This window comes from Methylocystis sp. Uni0008 (genome assembly GCF_056838045.1).
The window spans coordinates 934195-949359 of record NZ_CM166370.1 but is presented as its reverse complement, the minus strand read 5'-3'; the positions used below and the strand labels follow the sequence as shown (position 1 = coordinate 949359).

17 protein-coding genes and 1 other RNA gene are annotated in these 15165 nt (G+C 63.9%); 8 read left to right on the top strand and 10 right to left on the bottom strand.

From position 1 onward, the window contains the following. Positions 1 to 60: 60 nt before the first annotated feature. From hisG to AC0X69_RS04710, 3 genes are all read right to left on the bottom strand, one after another. The gene (hisG, locus tag AC0X69_RS04720) at positions 61 to 1032 is read right to left on the bottom strand and encodes an ATP phosphoribosyltransferase (protein ID WP_482613310.1); all 972 of its coding nucleotides are present in this window, start codon (positions 1030 to 1032) and stop codon (positions 61 to 63) included. Further along, the gene (locus tag AC0X69_RS04715) at positions 1032 to 2183 is read right to left on the bottom strand and encodes an ATP phosphoribosyltransferase regulatory subunit (RefSeq protein ID WP_482611773.1); all 1152 of its coding nucleotides are present in this window, start codon (positions 2181 to 2183) and stop codon (positions 1032 to 1034) included. Before AC0X69_RS04715 ends, hisG begins: the two co-directional genes overlap by 1 nt. A gap of 133 nt (positions 2184 to 2316) precedes the next feature. Then, positions 2317 to 3306 carry a hemerythrin domain-containing protein gene (locus AC0X69_RS04710; RefSeq protein ID WP_482611771.1) on the bottom strand — a complete coding sequence of 330 codons (990 nt, stop codon included), beginning with the start codon at positions 3304 to 3306 and terminating at the stop codon, positions 2317 to 2319. 204 nt (positions 3307 to 3510) lie between these two features. Here AC0X69_RS04710 and ffs point away from each other — a divergent pair. From ffs to recR, 4 genes are all read left to right on the top strand, one after another. After that, an RNA gene (gene ffs, locus AC0X69_RS04705) (signal recognition particle sRNA small type) lies at positions 3511 to 3607 on the top strand. A gap of 76 nt (positions 3608 to 3683) precedes the next feature. Next, positions 3684 to 5528 (top strand): DNA polymerase III subunit gamma/tau, encoded by a 1845-nt coding sequence (locus tag AC0X69_RS04700; protein ID WP_482611769.1) that lies wholly within the window; start codon positions 3684 to 3686, stop codon positions 5526 to 5528. Then, positions 5529 to 5852, top strand: a complete 324-nt coding sequence (locus AC0X69_RS04695; RefSeq protein ID WP_482611767.1) for a YbaB/EbfC family nucleoid-associated protein — start codon at positions 5529 to 5531, stop codon at positions 5850 to 5852. It begins immediately after the preceding gene. 130 nt (positions 5853 to 5982) lie between these two features. Continuing rightward, positions 5983 to 6588, top strand: coding sequence for a recombination mediator RecR (gene recR, locus AC0X69_RS04690; RefSeq protein ID WP_482611765.1), 606 nt, complete (start codon positions 5983 to 5985; stop codon positions 6586 to 6588). A gap of 46 nt (positions 6589 to 6634) precedes the next feature. Here the strand turns inward: recR and AC0X69_RS04685 are convergent, their stop codons facing one another. From AC0X69_RS04685 to rpsA, 6 genes are all read right to left on the bottom strand, one after another. Continuing rightward, positions 6635 to 7294: a DsbA family protein gene (locus AC0X69_RS04685; protein ID WP_482611763.1), complete on the bottom strand. Its 660-nt coding sequence runs from the start codon at positions 7292 to 7294 to the stop codon at positions 6635 to 6637. Positions 7295 to 7389: 95 nt separating this feature from the next. Continuing rightward, positions 7390 to 7593: a hypothetical protein gene (locus AC0X69_RS04680; protein ID WP_482611761.1), complete on the bottom strand. Its 204-nt coding sequence runs from the start codon at positions 7591 to 7593 to the stop codon at positions 7390 to 7392. 167 nt (positions 7594 to 7760) lie between these two features. Further along, a complete protein-coding gene (gene rpsD, locus AC0X69_RS04675; RefSeq protein ID WP_482611759.1) occupies positions 7761 to 8378 on the bottom strand; it encodes a 30S ribosomal protein S4 in 618 nt (205 codons plus the stop codon). Between the two features lie 277 nt (positions 8379 to 8655). Next, positions 8656 to 8997: a hypothetical protein gene (locus tag AC0X69_RS04670; protein WP_482611757.1), complete on the bottom strand. Its 342-nt coding sequence runs from the start codon at positions 8995 to 8997 to the stop codon at positions 8656 to 8658. A gap of 124 nt (positions 8998 to 9121) precedes the next feature. Beyond that, entirely contained in the window at positions 9122 to 10057 is a 936-nt protein-coding gene (locus tag AC0X69_RS04665) for a hypothetical protein (protein ID WP_482611755.1), read from the bottom strand. A 199-nt stretch (positions 10058 to 10256) separates the two neighbouring features. Further along, a complete protein-coding gene (rpsA, locus tag AC0X69_RS04660) occupies positions 10257 to 11999 on the bottom strand; it encodes a 30S ribosomal protein S1 (RefSeq protein ID WP_482611753.1) in 1743 nt (580 codons plus the stop codon). A 117-nt stretch (positions 12000 to 12116) separates the two neighbouring features. On the opposite strand from rpsA, the gene AC0X69_RS04655 reads away from it, so the two are divergent. The 4 genes from AC0X69_RS04655 to AC0X69_RS04640 all read left to right on the top strand — a co-directional run bounded on the left by AC0X69_RS04655 (position 12117) and on the right by AC0X69_RS04640 (position 14619). Next, on the top strand, positions 12117 to 12377 hold the full coding sequence (locus AC0X69_RS04655; protein WP_482611751.1) for a hypothetical protein: 261 nt from the start codon (positions 12117 to 12119) through the stop codon (positions 12375 to 12377). Positions 12378 to 12618: 241 nt separating this feature from the next. Then, positions 12619 to 12849: a hypothetical protein gene (locus AC0X69_RS04650; protein WP_482611749.1), complete on the top strand. Its 231-nt coding sequence runs from the start codon at positions 12619 to 12621 to the stop codon at positions 12847 to 12849. Between the two features lie 88 nt (positions 12850 to 12937). Next, the gene (bufB, locus tag AC0X69_RS04645) at positions 12938 to 13783 is read left to right on the top strand and encodes an MNIO family bufferin maturase (protein ID WP_482611747.1); all 846 of its coding nucleotides are present in this window, start codon (positions 12938 to 12940) and stop codon (positions 13781 to 13783) included. Next, the gene (locus AC0X69_RS04640) at positions 13780 to 14619 is read left to right on the top strand and encodes an HvfC/BufC family peptide modification chaperone (RefSeq protein ID WP_482611745.1); all 840 of its coding nucleotides are present in this window, start codon (positions 13780 to 13782) and stop codon (positions 14617 to 14619) included. The genes bufB and AC0X69_RS04640 overlap by 4 nt, the downstream gene beginning before the upstream one ends. Here the strand turns inward: AC0X69_RS04640 and fae are convergent. Then, positions 14589 to 15131 carry a formaldehyde-activating enzyme gene (gene fae, locus AC0X69_RS04635; protein ID WP_014890190.1) on the bottom strand — a complete coding sequence of 181 codons (543 nt, stop codon included), beginning with the start codon at positions 15129 to 15131 and terminating at the stop codon, positions 14589 to 14591. The two genes, AC0X69_RS04640 and fae, sit on opposite strands and share 31 nt — an antisense overlap. Positions 15132 to 15165: the final 34 nt, after the last annotated feature.

The following is a 15165-nucleotide window of genomic DNA, read 5'->3' as shown; positions in this document are numbered from 1 at the left end:
GAGTCTTTAGGTTGGTTCTGGATTCCCCATCGCTTCGCGTCGGGAATGACAATGGCGCCCTCAGCCGAGCCGCGCGGCCAGCCTGCTCCAGAGGGCGTTCTCCGCCTGAAACACGTAGTCGAGCCGGGAGCTCGTGACGCTCCTGGCGCCTTGGGCGATCAGCCAATCCGCAAGCGCCGCGACCTTTTGGGCGGGGCAGGCGAAGGTCAGCGAGTCGTCCGCCCTGTCGCGCAATGCGGCGCCGAAATGGGCCGCCGCTTCCTGCAGGATCTTCTGGCTTGGCGCGGCGAGACTGGCGCGCACGTCGCGGGTCATGCGCGCTTCTTCTTCTGCGGCCATGCGGGAAAGAATGACGCGCGCCGCTTCGCGCGCCGTTTCGCTCCATGGCGCCGTCAGCGAGGCGACGAGGTTCGCCTGCGAGCGCAGGATCACGCCGTCCTCGATGACCTTCAGCGCGTTCGCCGCGAGCGTCGCGCCCGTCGTCGTGATGTCGACGATGAGATCGGCTGAACCAGCGGCGGGCGCGCCTTCTGTGGCGCCGGAGCTTTCGACGATGCGATAGTCGGATACGCCATGGGCAGCGAAGAAGCGCCGCGTCGTGTTGACGTATTTCGTCGCGACGCGCAGGCCTCGGCCATGACGTGCGCGAAAACCATCGGCGACATCGGCGAGATCGCTCATGTAGCGCACGTCGATCCAGGCTTGCGGGACGGCGACGACGACATTGGCGGCGCCAAACCCCAGCGGGGCGAGCAGCTCCACCGTCTTCTCGGCGTCGGCGATCTCCTCGCGCACCAGATCTTCGCCGGTCACGCCGAGATGCGCTTCGCCCAAGGCAAGCCGACGCGTAATCTCGGACGCAGACAGATAGGCGACTTCGGCGCCTTCGACTCCGGCGACCGCGCCGCGGTAGTCGCGCGCGCCGCGACCCTGCGTCAGCTCCAGGCCGGCGCGCGCGAAGAACGCGGCGGCGTTTTCCTGTAGCCGGCCCTTCGAAGGCGACGCGACGATAAGTTTTTGGACGGGCGACATCATGCCTCTCCGGGGCTCGGCGAAAGCCGATCGATCCAAATGGCGGCGCCGACAGCCGGTATGTCGGAAGCCGCGCCGAGCGTCTTGAGCAGCCGGTCGTAGCGTCCGCCGCCGATCACCGGCTCCCCGCCGGCGCCATGGCGGGCTTCGAACACGAAGCCGGTGTAATAATCGAGATGACGCGCAAAGCTCGCGGAAAAGCGCATCTCGTCAAGAGCAAGGCCGCGTGCGGCGATGGCGCGCCCGCGCGCGTCGAAAGCGTCCAGGGCGGCGGTGAGATCGAGCTGCGCTTCGCCGGCCAGCCGGCGCATGGCGGCAGAAGCAGATTGGGGCGGCCCTTCAATCGCAAAAAAAGCTTCCGCCAACGCGCGCGTCTCTGTCGAAACCCCTGCGCCTTCGGCGAGCGTCGCCTGATCGAGGAAGCGCTCGGCGATTTCCGCCGCGCTGCGCCCGCCTACGGCAGTGATGCCGGCGATGGACAGCAGATCCTCGACGAGACGACGCGCGTCCGCCGGATCGACTTTCGTCAGCGCCGCCAGCACGCCTGACTGTTCCGGACCGCCATTGCGCCCGGGCGCCGTGAAAATCTCCGCGATCCTTTGGCCGCGCGCATGGCCGGCGGCAAGGCGCCGGCGCCAGACGGGCGGCAGCTCCAGGCTCTCGAGAAAGGCGGCGACGAGGCCCGCGTCGCCGATGTGAACATTGAGCGCGCTAGCGCCGGCCGCCGCCGCCGCGTCGAGCGCAGCGGCGAGAATTTCAGCGTCCGCGGCTTCGCGGTCCTGTCGGCCGAAGCTCTCGAGTCCCGCCTGGAGGAACTCTCCCTCGCCGCTCGCGCTATGTTCCGGCGCGCGAAAGATCGAGCCGCCGTAAGCAAAGGCTGCGGGCGCGCCCGCCTGAGCGGAGGCGAGGTAATCGAGGCACACCGGAATCGTATATTCGGGGCGCAGGCAGAATTCGGCGCCCGAGCCGTCGCTCGTCAGATAGAGTCGGCCGCGAAAATCTTCTCCGGAGCGATCGAGAAAGACATGCGCCGGCTGCAGAAGGCGCGGCTCATGGCGGGCGAACCCCTGGCGCTCGAAATGCGCCAGAACCGCCGCAAGGCTGGTGGCTTCGCGTTCTGCTGACGTGGCGGTGACGGCGTTCAAGCGCAAATCCTCTCGAAATTTGCGCTCTCTTTAGCAAGTGCGCCGCTGGCGCGCACCCCCGCTGGCGCGGAAGGGTGAATGGCATGCCAAGGGCCGCAGTCCGGAGGCTGCGGCCTTGGCTGTGAACAACGCGAAACGGTTAGCGCCGATGTTCCCGGCCGCGGTGCGAAGCTGCGGAACGCCCGCCCTCGCCGCGCCCAGCCGAACCGCGCCTGTCGCCCTCGTCGCTGGCGCGCCCGCGATGGCCCTCACGTTCTTCCCATCCGCGGCGCGAGGCCTCCGAATGGCCCTTGGCGTCGCCAAACCAGCCGCCGTGGCCGCCGCCGCGCCGTTCGTCGTCACGCCCATGGGTTTCGCCCCGACCGCCTCGGGAGGAGCGCTCGTCTTCCTCTTCGCTCATGAAGCGGCCGTATTCGTCGCGCTCGGGCATGCGCCCGCCGCGATCGGCCCCGCGTCCCCAACGGTCCTCGTCTTCCCATCGGCCTCGGCCGGCCTCGCCACGACCGGACATCTCCTCTTGCATTTCCTCCTCTTCGCCGATCGTGACGTCCATCGTGATCGGCTGCGGCAGGTAAAGTTCCTGCCCCATTTCCTTCATCAGCTCCGCCTTGCGGGCCTGCATTCTGGCGCCGAGGGCCGCCATATCGAGGCCGCCGGCCTTGGCTTCGGCGAAGATGCTTTCCGAGCTTTTCTCTTCTTCCTGCACGTGGTGGCGGATGTATTCGGTGAGGACCGCGACCTTCGCGTCGAAAAATTCGTCAGACGGGGAGCCGACCGCGATTTCGCTGATCAGTATCTTTGCGCCGTCGTGCTCGACCATCGCCTCATCGATTTTCGAGTCCTCGACGTGTTCGCGGCAGGCCGGATAGAAGATTTCTTCTTCGAGTGCGGCGTGAATGATGAGTTCCTTACAGATCTCGCGCGCAAGCTTCGACTTTTCGGCGCGCCGTCTCGCCGTCTTGTATTGCTCGAAAAGCTGCTCGACCTTGCGATGATCTGCGCTCAGCATCTCGATGGCGTCGGCCGTCTTTTCGGATTCGCCTCTCGCCTGATCGGCGCTTTCGCGTCTGCTCTGTTCGTTCGAGCCGCCGCCTCGCGCTTGCGACGTTCTACGGGCTTGCTTGGCCATTGCCGTTCTCCGGGCCTGTGATGATCCTCAAACGCCGGCGGGCTCGGCTCTGTTCCGAGAGGTGAGCTAGGGAATTCCTAGGTTTCAGTTGATGATAGCGTCCGCATCCGGTTCGAAAGCATGCTTGAGTAGGGTGGCTGGCTCGCGCCGGATCTCCCCATGTAAAGCCTTGCATCCCCCGTCCTCGTCTGCCACATAAGGGCCGGGAGGTTGGCGGTGGACGCTTCACTCGCCAACCGGGTCAGGTCCGGAAGGAAGCAGCCCTAACGAGCTTGGGCGGGTCTTCGTTCAGCCTCCCACCTTCTTTCGGCGAGCAGCGGATGGCGTGGCGCAATCATGGCGCTGTTCGCCGCTCGTCTGTCGCCGGATGGATGCAGATGGACCACGAGCACGATCCGCCGAGGCCATCGCCGGCACCCGACGAGGGACCTTCGCTTTTTGGCGCCGATCAGGCGCAGTCGTCCGCCTATCGCGTGCTGGCGCGCAAATATCGACCGACGACCTTCGCGGACCTCATCGGCCAGGAGCCGATGGTGCGCACGCTCGAAAACGCCTTCGATCTCAACCGCATTCATCAGGCCTATCTGCTGACCGGCGTGCGCGGCGTCGGCAAGACGACGACGGCGCGCATTCTCGCGCGCGCGTTCAACTATGAACTGCCGGCGCGCGACGGCCGGCCCGCGATCAATCAGCCGACGATCCATATGGAGGAGCTTGGCGTTCACTGCCAGGCGATTATCGATTCGCGCCATGTCGACGTGCTCGAGATGGACGCCGCGTCACACACGGGCATCGACGATATCCGCGAGATCATCGACAACGCGCGCTATCGACCGGTGATGGCGCGCACCAAGGTCTACATCATCGACGAAGTGCACATGCTCTCGAAGGCCGCCTTCAACGGCCTCTTGAAGACGCTGGAAGAGCCGCCGGAGCATGTGAAGTTCATCTTCGCGACGACGGAAATCGACAAGGTGCCGGTGACGGTGCGCTCGCGTTGCCAGCGTTTCGATCTGCGCCGTATCGACGCTGGTCTGCTCGCCAATCATCTGCTGGGCGTCTGCAAGGCCGAGGCGGTCGCCATCGAGCCCGAAGCGCTCGCCATGATCGCTCGCGCGGCCGAAGGCTCGGCGCGCGATGCGCTGTCCTTGCTCGATCAGGCGATCGCGTATGGCGCGGCGCATTCGGCGGGCGGCGCCATCGCCGCGGAGGATCTGCGGCTGATGCTCGGCGTCGCCGACAAGGCGCGCGTCATCGATCTGTTCGAAGCGGCGATGTCGGGCGACGTCGCCAAGGCGATCGCCATTCTCGAGGATCAATACAATGGCGGCGCCGATCCGGCGCAGGTGCTGCTCGAACTCGCCGAATTCACCCATTTGGCGACGCGCCTGAAGCTCGCGCCGGAGACTGCGCAATCGGCGGCGCTCACCCCCGAAGAGCAGCGCCGCGGCGAAGAAGCGGCGGCGCGCCTTTCTGTTCCGGCGCTCACCCGCGCCTGGCAGATCCTGATGAAAGGCGTCGAGGAATTACGCGGCGCGCAGCGGCCGCTCGCTGCGGCCGACATGGTTCTAGTGCGGCTCGCTTACGCCGCCGACATGCCAACGCCGGAGGAGGCGCTGCGGCGCCTGGGCTTTGGTGGCAGCGCGCCCGCGACCGAGTCTCCGTCGCCGTCCGCGCGAAGCGGGGCGCCCTCCGGCGCTGGCGCAGCGGCGCCTACGCGCGGCGGCGCGCAACTCGCGGCCGCTCCGCGCGCCGCAGTTCCTCAGCCGTCGCCGGCGCCGGCTTCAAGAACCGTGATTGAAAGCTTCGACGCGCTTGTGGCGCTGGCCGCGCAGAAGCGGGACATGCGCCTCAAGATCGGACTCGAATCCGAAGTGCGGCTGGTCCGTTTTGAGCCTGGGCAGATTGAATTCGAGCTTGCGCCCGGCGGCGCGCGCGATTTCGCTTCGACCTTGATGCAGAAGCTGCAGGCTTGGACCGGCGAGCGCTGGATGGTGTCGATCGTCGCTTCGGGCGGCGCGCCGACGCTGCAGGAGCAGCGCGAAGCTGAACAACGCGAGCGCCGCTCGTCGCTCGAGTCTGATCCTCTGGTGGCGAGCGTGCTGGCGCGTTTTCCTGGCGCGCAGATCGTCGCCGTGCGGGGCAGGGACGAGGGCGCAGCATCCGCCGAAACGCTCTATGATGACGCGTCGCCAATCGAAGAAGACGACGGAGAAGCTTAAATGATGGACTTCATGGGCCTGATGAAGCAGGCGCAGCAGATGCAGGCCAAGATGGCCGAAGCGCAGTTGGAGCTCGAACAGACGGTCGTCGAGGGCGAGGCGGGCGGCGGGTTGGTGAAGGTCGTACTCACGGCAAAGGGCGCGATGAAAAGCGTCTCTATCGACCCGAGCCTGTTGAAGCCTGACGAGAAAGAGATTCTCCAGGACCTGATCCTCACGGCGCATATGCAGGCGCGCGCGAAGGCCGAGGAGGCGATGGCCGAGAAAATGAAAGCGCTGACTGGCGGGCTTCCGCTGCCGCCGGGTCTCAAGCTGCCGTTCTGATCTGGCGCATCGCTGCGTTTCCCCCGCGATGGCGCCGCCCAAGGCTTCCACTTACACGCAGCATTCTAGCGTGGGGTTCTCGTGAAAAGCGCGGGCCTGACGCGACCTTCATGAGGCTCTTGATCCGGCCATGGCTGAAAAGGTCGCCGGCCCCGAAATCGAAAAGCTGGTGCAGCTCCTGGCCAAGTTGCCAGGGCTCGGTCCGCGGTCGGCGCGGCGCGCAGTGCTGCATCTCCTCCGCAAACGCGAAGAACTGCTGGCGCCTCTCGCCGAAGCGATGCGCGTGGCGCAGGAGCGCATCGTTCTCTGCTCGGTCTGCGGCAACATCGATACGAGCGATCCGTGCACGATCTGCCGCGACGCGCGCCGCGACGCCTCGATCATCGTTGTCGTCGAGACAGTCGCCGACCTGTGGGCGCTGGAGCGCGCAGGGCTGCTCAATGCGCGCTATCACGTGCTCGGCGGCGTGCTGTCGCCGCTCGATGGCGTCGGCCCCGACGATCTCGCCATCGCAAGCCTCGTCGCGCGCGCGCGCGCCGGGGAGACGCGCGAAGTCGTGCTTGCCGTCAACGCCACCGTCGACGGACAGACGACCGCGCATTACATCGCCGACTTGCTGTCGCCGTCAGGCGTGAAAGTGACGCGGCTTGCCCATGGCGTGCCAGTTGGCGGCGAACTCGACTATCTCGATGAGGGAACGCTTGCAGCGGCGCTGGAGCGGCGGACCGCGTTCTAGCGCAATCGCGCCGCTCCAAATAAACTGATCCGGCGACGCGCCTGCGTCAGTTGCTTGGCTTGGCCGCGGACTTCGCCGCGATGATCTGGTCCAGGTCGGCGACGCTCATCTCGCCCGTGTATTTATCGCCGTTGATGAAGAAGGTCGGCGTGGAGTTGACGCCGAATTTCTCGGCCGCGTGATTGCGCACCTTGTTCACATTCTCGTAGAGGGTCTGATCCTTGAGAACCGCCTCGAACTTTTCCTGGCCGAGGCCAGCCTGTTTCAAGACGTTCGCCAGACCATCGAGCGGCTTATCTGAAAACGCCCAGTTTTTCTGCTGAGAGAACAGCAGGTCGACCACCGCGTCGCGCTTGTCGCCAAGTTCGCGCGCGAGCATGAACGCGGCCGTCGCCAGCGGGTCGAGCGGGAATTCGCGCAGGATGAATTTCGCCTTGCCCGTGTCGATGTAGTTCTTCTTCAGCTCGGGATAGACGTCTTTATGAAACGCCGCGCAGTGGCTGCAGGTCATCGAGGCGTATTCGACGATGGTCACTGGCGCGTTCGCAGAGCCTTCAACGATGTCCGGCAGCGCGTTAGGCGCCATCAGCTCGTCGGTGGAGACCTTGCCCGAGGGCGACTTGTCGGCGTAGGCGGGCGCCGCGGCGATAAGCGCGCAGGCGGCGGCGACAAGGAAACGACGGCGGGGCAGGAGAGCGAAGCGCATGTGCAGTCCGTATTGTTGCGACGCGGAAGACCATACCGTCTTCGGCAATTGTGGCAATTCAAATCTGGCCCGAGGCGACGCTGACCAACGGGAGGCTACATGCCGTGCCTCGGTTTGATGAACCAGTAGAGCACGCCGATAAACGCGAGAACGACGCCGAACCAGAAAACGACGTCGCCGAGCATCAGGTCCTTCATGGTGTAGCTGATGACGCTGACCAGCAATCCGCCGATCGCTATCCAGAGCGGACGCTGACTGCGTTCTCTTTCCTCCGGCCGCTTCTTCGATAGCCCGGACAAGCTGCTCTCCCTTACTTTTCCGCGCCGTTCCGAACGTCTATTGAAAGTTGCGTTCAGTGGCGCGCTTTTGCGCTTAGACTTTCCGATCGGGCGGGGACAGTCAAGAATTGGGCATAAAAAAACAGCCGCTCAATGCGGCTGTTTTCGCGTGTTTTGCTCGTTGGACCTTAGCGCGAATAGAATTCGATGACGAGATTCGGCTCCATCTGCACCGGGTAGGGCACTTCCGTCGCGTGCGGCACGCGGCTGAGCTTCGCGACCATCTTGGAGTGGTCGACGTCATAATATTCCGGCGTGTCACGCTCGGCGAGCTGAACGGATTCGAGAACGGTCACCGCCTGTTTGGAAGCTTCCTTCACCTCGATCACGTCGCCGACCTTCACTTGATAGGACGGAATGTTGACGCGCTTGCCGTTGACCCGGATGTGGCCGTGGTTGACGAACTGCCGGGCGGCGAAAACCGTCGGAACAAACTTCGCGCGATACACGATGGCGTCGAGGCGGCGCTCCAGCAGGCCGATCAGATTGTCGCCCGAGTCGCCTTTCATGCGGATGGCTTCCGCATAGTATTTGCGGAACTGCTTTTCCGAGATGTTTCCGTAGTAGCCCTTCAGCTTCTGCTTGGCTTTCAGCTGCGTGCCATAGTCCGAGAGCTTGCCCTTGCGCCGCTGGCCGTGCTGTCCCGGCCCGTATTCGCGGCGGTTCACGGGGCTCTTCGGACGGCCCCAGATGTTCTGGCCCAGGCGGCGGTCGAGCTTGTATTTTGCTTCTGCGCGCTTCGTCACTTAACTATCGTCCTCTCATCGTCGCGTTTGGCGCGAGAGAGGGAAAAGACGAAAAATCGCCCGGAGCCTTGCGCTCGAGCGTCGCCCAGTTCCGCGTCTCTCGTCCGCCCGGCAGCGCCGGGGTCTCAAGAACGCGCCCTCCTCTGCCGGGATCCGGCCGACAGGCGTTTGAGAGCAAACGCCACGGGTGCATGCCCGGCGCGATGGGGTCGCGTCAGGCTGGCGAGGAGCTAAAGGAAGACGCTCCTCAAGTCAAGACTGATGCAATAAGCCGGGCTTACGGCCACCAGAACGGGAAGCCTTCGTCGTAAGGCACGATCATGCTGGCGTTGTAGGGCGGGCGCTGCGGCAGCGTCTCCTGCATATACCAGCTGCGCTGGTTGCGTTCGACGGGATCGTGATTGAGGTAGGTCTGCTGGACCATATAGCGATTGGTGCTGCCGACCGGCACCTGGGTGCCGGGATCGAGCCAGCTGCGGCGCTCGATGTCGATCGGGCCGCGACCGCAGCAAACGGGGGCGCCGGAGGCGACGCGATAGCGCGACTTGGCGAGCGCGTCGCCCGCCGCAAACAACATCAGGCAGGCGAGCCCCGCCGACAGCATCTCATTCTTGCGCATCGCGATCCCCTTTGGACTGAACGCTGGAGATCATAATAGCGGATCGTTTTGCAAAAGCGAATTGAAGCAGCCATTTCCCGCCGGCAATCCGCCGTCAGGGTGAATGCGTCCGCTCGAAGAACGCTTAATTCGCAGGCTGCAGGACTTGCCGCGATGTTTTCGCATGCGCGCGGCGCGCTCCCGAGCCCGGGCGTTTGGCGTTCTTTTGCGTCGGGATGGTCGCCGTCAGGTCATCGCGAGACATGTGCGCGCAACCGATGCTGCTGGTCGACGCCGCCTGCGCAAAGAAGTCTTTCAGGGCAGGGTTGTCGGCGCTCACCGTGTAATCGACGCCGTCGAGCAAGCAGCCAAGCGCAACGCGATCGAGGGGGCGCGACGCTTCCCCGCACGCCAATCCGGCGATTTCGAGCGCCAGCTTCCCATCGATGAAGCGCGTCGCATAACAGCTGCGTTCGCTGGCGGCGACGCCTTCGGATGCGGGTTGCGACAGGCGTATTTCAGCAGTCTCGAACGGGCCGAATTTGGTGATGAGCGCGCTTGGCTGGCCGATTTTCGCGACATTCAGGCCCGCCTGGGCGGCATGCCGGGTCATGTCGAGGAAGAAGTCCGACGTCTTCTCCTTGGCGACGATGTCCTGATGAATGTCGACGCGGATGAACGGCGCGCCCATTGCGAATTGCCCGATGGCGATCGTGTCGATGCGGCCCGAGCCGTTCTCGCCGTCGCGCACGGCGATCGTCTTTTTCTCCCCGTCGAACTGCGGAGCGGCGATGTCGAACGCCCCGAACGGCTTCGCCATCAGCGCGGAAGCTTCAATGGCTTCAACGGATATCTTCGCGGAAATCTTGCCCGCCGCAGAGACAGCCGCACGCGGCCGCTCGACATTCGCGACGACCTTCGTCTCCGTCACCGCGGCGCCGCGCGGAGAAAGAGTCAGCGCGGCGAGCAGAATCAGCGTCGCACCGACGCCCATTCCGATCGCCGCACGCGCGCCTGCCGGGCGGGCGCGCAGCGGCTGCGCATAACGCCTGTAGTGGGGGTCGAGGTCGGCAACGCTCATATGACGCGACTCCGGCGGCCCGCGGGAGACGCGGGCGGGAAACGCGCAGAGATTGCGCCGTCGTTTCAGAACTTAGGGTTAACGGTTTTGCATGAATCGAGTTTTGGTAAATGAATGGTTCACGCCGCGCCCATGAACGCGCTCAAGAAAAAAGCCCGCGCCTTGCGGCGCGGGCTCGAATCTGAGCGGTCGGGAGATCTTACTCCTCCGACTTCTTTCCTTTCTTGGGGGTTTCCTCGCGGGCCTTGAGGGCCGCGCCGAGAATGTCGCCAAGCGAAGCGCCGGAGTCGGCAGAGCCGTACTGCGCGATCGCCTCCTTCTCCTCGGCGACTTCGAGCGCCTTGATGGACACGGAGACCTTGCGCGCCTTGCGGTCGAACAGCGTCACTCGGGCGTCGACCTTCTCGCCGACGGCGAACCGTTCGGGGCGCTGGTCGGCGCGGTCGCGAGCCAGTTCGCTGCGCTTGATGAAGGTGGTGAGGTCGGTGCCGGAGATCTTGACGTCGATTCCGGATTCCTTGACCTCGATCACTTCGCAGGTGACGACGACGCCCTTCTTGAGTTCGCCGCCTTCTTCGGCGCTGACCGAAGCAAACGGATCGCCCGCAAGCTGCTTGACGCCAAGCGAAATGCGCTCCTTCTCGACGTCGACGTCGAGGACCTGGGCGTTGATCATGTCGCCCTTCTTGAATTCCTCGATCACCTGTTCGCCAGGACGGTTCCAGTCGAGGTCCGACAGATGGACCATGCCGTCCACATCGCCGTCGAGGCCGATGAAGAGACCGAATTCGGTCTTGTTCTTCACCTCGCCGGAGACGGACGAGCCGACCGGGTGCTTCTCGGCAAATGCCTCCCAGGGATTCTGCAGGCACTGCTTGAGGCCGAGCGAAATGCGGCGCTTGACCGGATCGACTTCGAGCACCTGAACGTCGACTTCCTGACTCGTCGAGACGATCTTGCCAGGATGAACGTTTTTCTTCGTCCAGCTCATTTCGGAGACGTGGACGAGGCCCTCGATGCCAGGCTCCAGTTCGACGAAAGCGCCATAGTCGGTGATGTTGGTCACGCGGCCATGGAATCTGGCGCCGATCGGATACTTCGCCTCGATGCCCTGCCACGGATCCTCGAGGAGTTGCTTCATGCCGAGCGAGATGCGGTGCGTCTCGTGGTTGATCTTGATGATCTTGACCTTGACGGTCTGGCCGATCGTCAGCACCTCGGAGGGGTGGTTGACGCGCCGCCAGGCGATGTCGGTGACATGCAGCAGGCCGTCGATGCCGCCGAGATCCACGAAGGCGCCGTAGTCGGTGATGTTCTTCACGACGCCGTCGATCACCTGTCCCTCTTCGAGGTTGGCGACGATCTCGTGACGCTGCTCGGCGCGGCTCTCCTCGAGCACGGTGCGGCGCGAGACGACGATATTGCCGCGGCGGCGGTCCATCTTCAGGATATGGAACGGCTGCGGCACGTTCATCAGCGGGCCGACGTCGCGGATCGGTCGGATATCGACCTGACTGCGCGGCAGGAAGGCCACGGCGCCGTCCAGATCGACGGTGAAACCGCCCTTGACCTGATTGAAGATGACCCCGTCGACCTTTTCATTGGTCTCGAAGGCCTTTTCGAGCTTGACCCAGCTCTCCTCGCGGCGCGCCTTGTCGCGCGAGATGACGGCTTCGCCGAGCGCGTTCTCGACGCGCTCAAGATAAACTTCGACCTCCTCGCCCACTTGCGGGGCGGGGTCACGGCCATAGCCGGTGAATTCCTTGATCGGAACGCGGCCCTCGGTCTTCAGGCCGATATCGATGACGGCCACGTCTTTTTCGATGGCGACGACGCGCCCCTTGATAACGGAGCCTTCAAAGGCTTCGTTCTGGCCATAGCTCTCATCGAGCAGAGCGGCGAAGTCTTCGCGCGTCGGCGCGCGATCGGTAGTAGCGGACATTTTTTCTCCTGGGAGCCCCCGAAGGGACGGCGCCGGCGAAAGGTTAGCGTTGCAGATCGGCTTTCGGCGATCGGACGTCCCCCGCGGCTAAAACGCGAGGCTGGACGAAAAGTTCGCGTGAGCGAACTGCCGGCGCGGCCCGAGGTCGAAAACCAAAGCGAATGCGCCGGCTTGATCTCCGGCGCGCGGCCTATCTATCAGCGGCGCGCCGCCGCCGCAAGCGCGTTCGCAAGAGAAGCGGCAAGGCTTGCTACAAGCAAAGCCATGATATTGCACCGCAATATGTTAACAATATACTGTTTTTATATATTAAACCTAACAGAAAGCGTGCGCTCATTGGCGAAATTCTTGCTAGCAGAATCGCAGGCTCAAGCATAGGTTCATGTGCTGCTAAGCTTCGGCGCGACAGCTCGGCTCAAGCGTCAGGGAACCAATGAATGCCAGGTTCGTTTCCAGCGTCGGGGCGTCCGGTAGAGCTGGCGCTCGCAGCAGCGGCGTTCTCAGCGAAGCCGCGGCCAGCCAAAAACTTAGCGAGCGCAGCAAAACTTCGCTCGAGTCGCTTAGGCGGCGAGAGCGTCGACTTCCCGTCGTTGCGATAGGGATATAAGAGGAGAAAGAAATGAAGCCTAATATTGTTTCAGGTTCGGCTCTTGCCGCCGCCGCCGTCGCCCTTGCTCTGAGCGGCGCGTCGGTTGCGCCGGCTCATGCGCATTCCGCGAAGTCGACCCACGCCAAGACGCATTGCGGCGCAAAGGGCACCTGCCGCGGCATGGCGAAGTGCCACCACAAGGCCCAGTGTCACCACCACAAGGGCCACTGCAACATGAAGAGCCGCTGCCACACCAAGTAAGCGGGTTGCGCGGGGGCGGCTTTGAGGCCGTCCCCGCCACGCTGCGAGGCTCCGGCATGAACGGCGATGCCTGAGAGGGGAATGCAATATGGAAAAGCCCGCGCCGCTCGGCTACGGCTTGGGACTGCGGCCCGTCTATTACGACGAGATTATCTCGTCGCGCCCGCCGATCGACTGGTTCGAAATCATTTCCGAAAATTACATGCTCGCCGGCGGCCGGCCAATGGCGATGCTGGACCGGATACGCGCCGATTATCCCGTCGTGATGCATGGCGTATCCATGTCGCTCGCCTCCACCGATCCGCTCAACTTCGACTATTTGCGGCAGCTGAAGGCGTTGGCCGAGCGTGTTCAGCCGGCCTGGATTTCGGATCACGTCGCCTGGACCGGGGTTCACGGCGTCACGCTTCATGATCTGCTGCCGATCCCCTACACGCGCGAGTCGCTGGCGCATATCGTCGAGCGGATTCAGAGGGTGCAGGATTTCCTCAAGCGCCAGCTCGTCGTCGAAAACGCGTCGACGTATGTTTCCTTTATCGGCTCCGAGATGAGCGAACACGAGTTCGTTCGCGAGATGGCTGAGCGCGCGGACTGCTTGTTGCTGCTTGACGTCAACAATGTTTTCGTTTCGAGCTTCAACCATGGTTTCGATCCGATCGCCTTCATCGACGGCGTTCCGGCCGAGCGCGTCGTTCAGTTCCACATGGCGGGGCACACCAATAACGAGACGCATCGCGTGGACACGCATGACCAGCCGGTCTGCGCGGAAGTCTGGGAGCTTTACGAACACGCGCGCCGGCGCTGCGGCGACGTCTCCGCGATGATCGAGCGCGACGACAACTACCCGCCGCTTTCGGAACTGCTCGACGAACTCCAGCACATGCGCGACATCGACGCCCGCATCTCAAAAGAACAGGCGCTCACCGCCGCATGAAGCTCGCCGACTTTCAATCGCTGTTTCAGGCGCGCGTGCTGGCCGGCTCTGGAGAGGCCGACAAGCCTCTCCTCGATAAGCTTCAGTCGTCGCCGCGCGGCGCAACGCCGGAGACGCTGCTCGGCGTCTATCAGAGCGGCTATCGAATACGATTGGCTGACTTCGTTTCGGAGGATCACCCTGGCCTACGGGCGATTCTCGGAGACGAGACATTTGACGCGCTGGTCGACGATTACATCGACGAGCGTCCGTCGCACGATCCAAACGCCCGCTGGTTTACGACCGGACTGCCCGATTTCATGCGGGAAAGTGCGCGCTGGCGTGAGAATGCTGCGGCCATATCGATGGCGCTGTTCGAGCGCGCGATGGTCGACGCCTTCGACTCCCGCGACGAAACGCCGTTGCCAGTGCAGGCGCTGGCTGAATTTCCGCCCGAGGATTGGCCGCGTCTCGCCTTCGTTTTCGATCCCAGCCTGACGCTGCTCGAACTCACGGCGGGGACAGTCGAGGCCTATGACGCCGCGGTCGGCGATGAGGCGCCGGCGCAGGTCGACAAGTCCGCGTCGAGCGATCGGCTCGAATATGCGGCCGTGTGGCGGGTCGACCTCGAATCCGCCTATCGCCAGATCGAGCCCGACGAATATGTCGCGCTCAACGAAGCGCGCGCGGGACACGTCTTCGGCGACATCTGTCAGATGGCGGCGTTCCAGCAGTCGGGCGAGATTGCGCCAGAGCGGCTGGCGCAATGTCTTTCAAGCTGGTTCGAGGACGGCATGATCATCGGCGTGCGCGTCCAGAGCGACGATCAGTCTTCGAACACGCCCTCAAGCGCGTAGTGCTGCACGCTCTTGCGGTTGGCGATGAGTTCGTCGGCCGTCGGCTCGCCCTTCATGGCGCGAGAGATCGCGAGCTTCGTCGCTTCGTAATTGGTGCGATAGAGATCTTTCTTGTCGAGCTCCGTATGCGTCGCGCAACGTGGATCGAGCCAGACCATGATGATCATGCAGAGCTCGTTGAGCTGATCCTTCGGGAGAATCCCCTCAGCGACGCAGTCGACGATGGCGTCGCCGGTCGCCGCCTGCACGACGCCGCCGAGAAGCTCGACATAGTCTTCCGACTTGACCGTCATCTTGGTGGTCATCATCGTCGCCGGCCGCACCTGCTGATTGAGGTCGCGGATGACGAACATGCGCGGATGGCCGGCGACCTGACCCGCCATGCTGGCGAAGGCGTGCCCCACCGGGCCCTTGACGTTGCCGATCATCACTTCCGGCATCGCGTCGGTATATTGTCCGTCCGCGGCCAGAACCGTCGCTTCGCCCGTCGCCAGCCAGATATGCTCGGTCATCGTCGTTCCTCGTTGCGTTGAGTGAGCGCTCGAT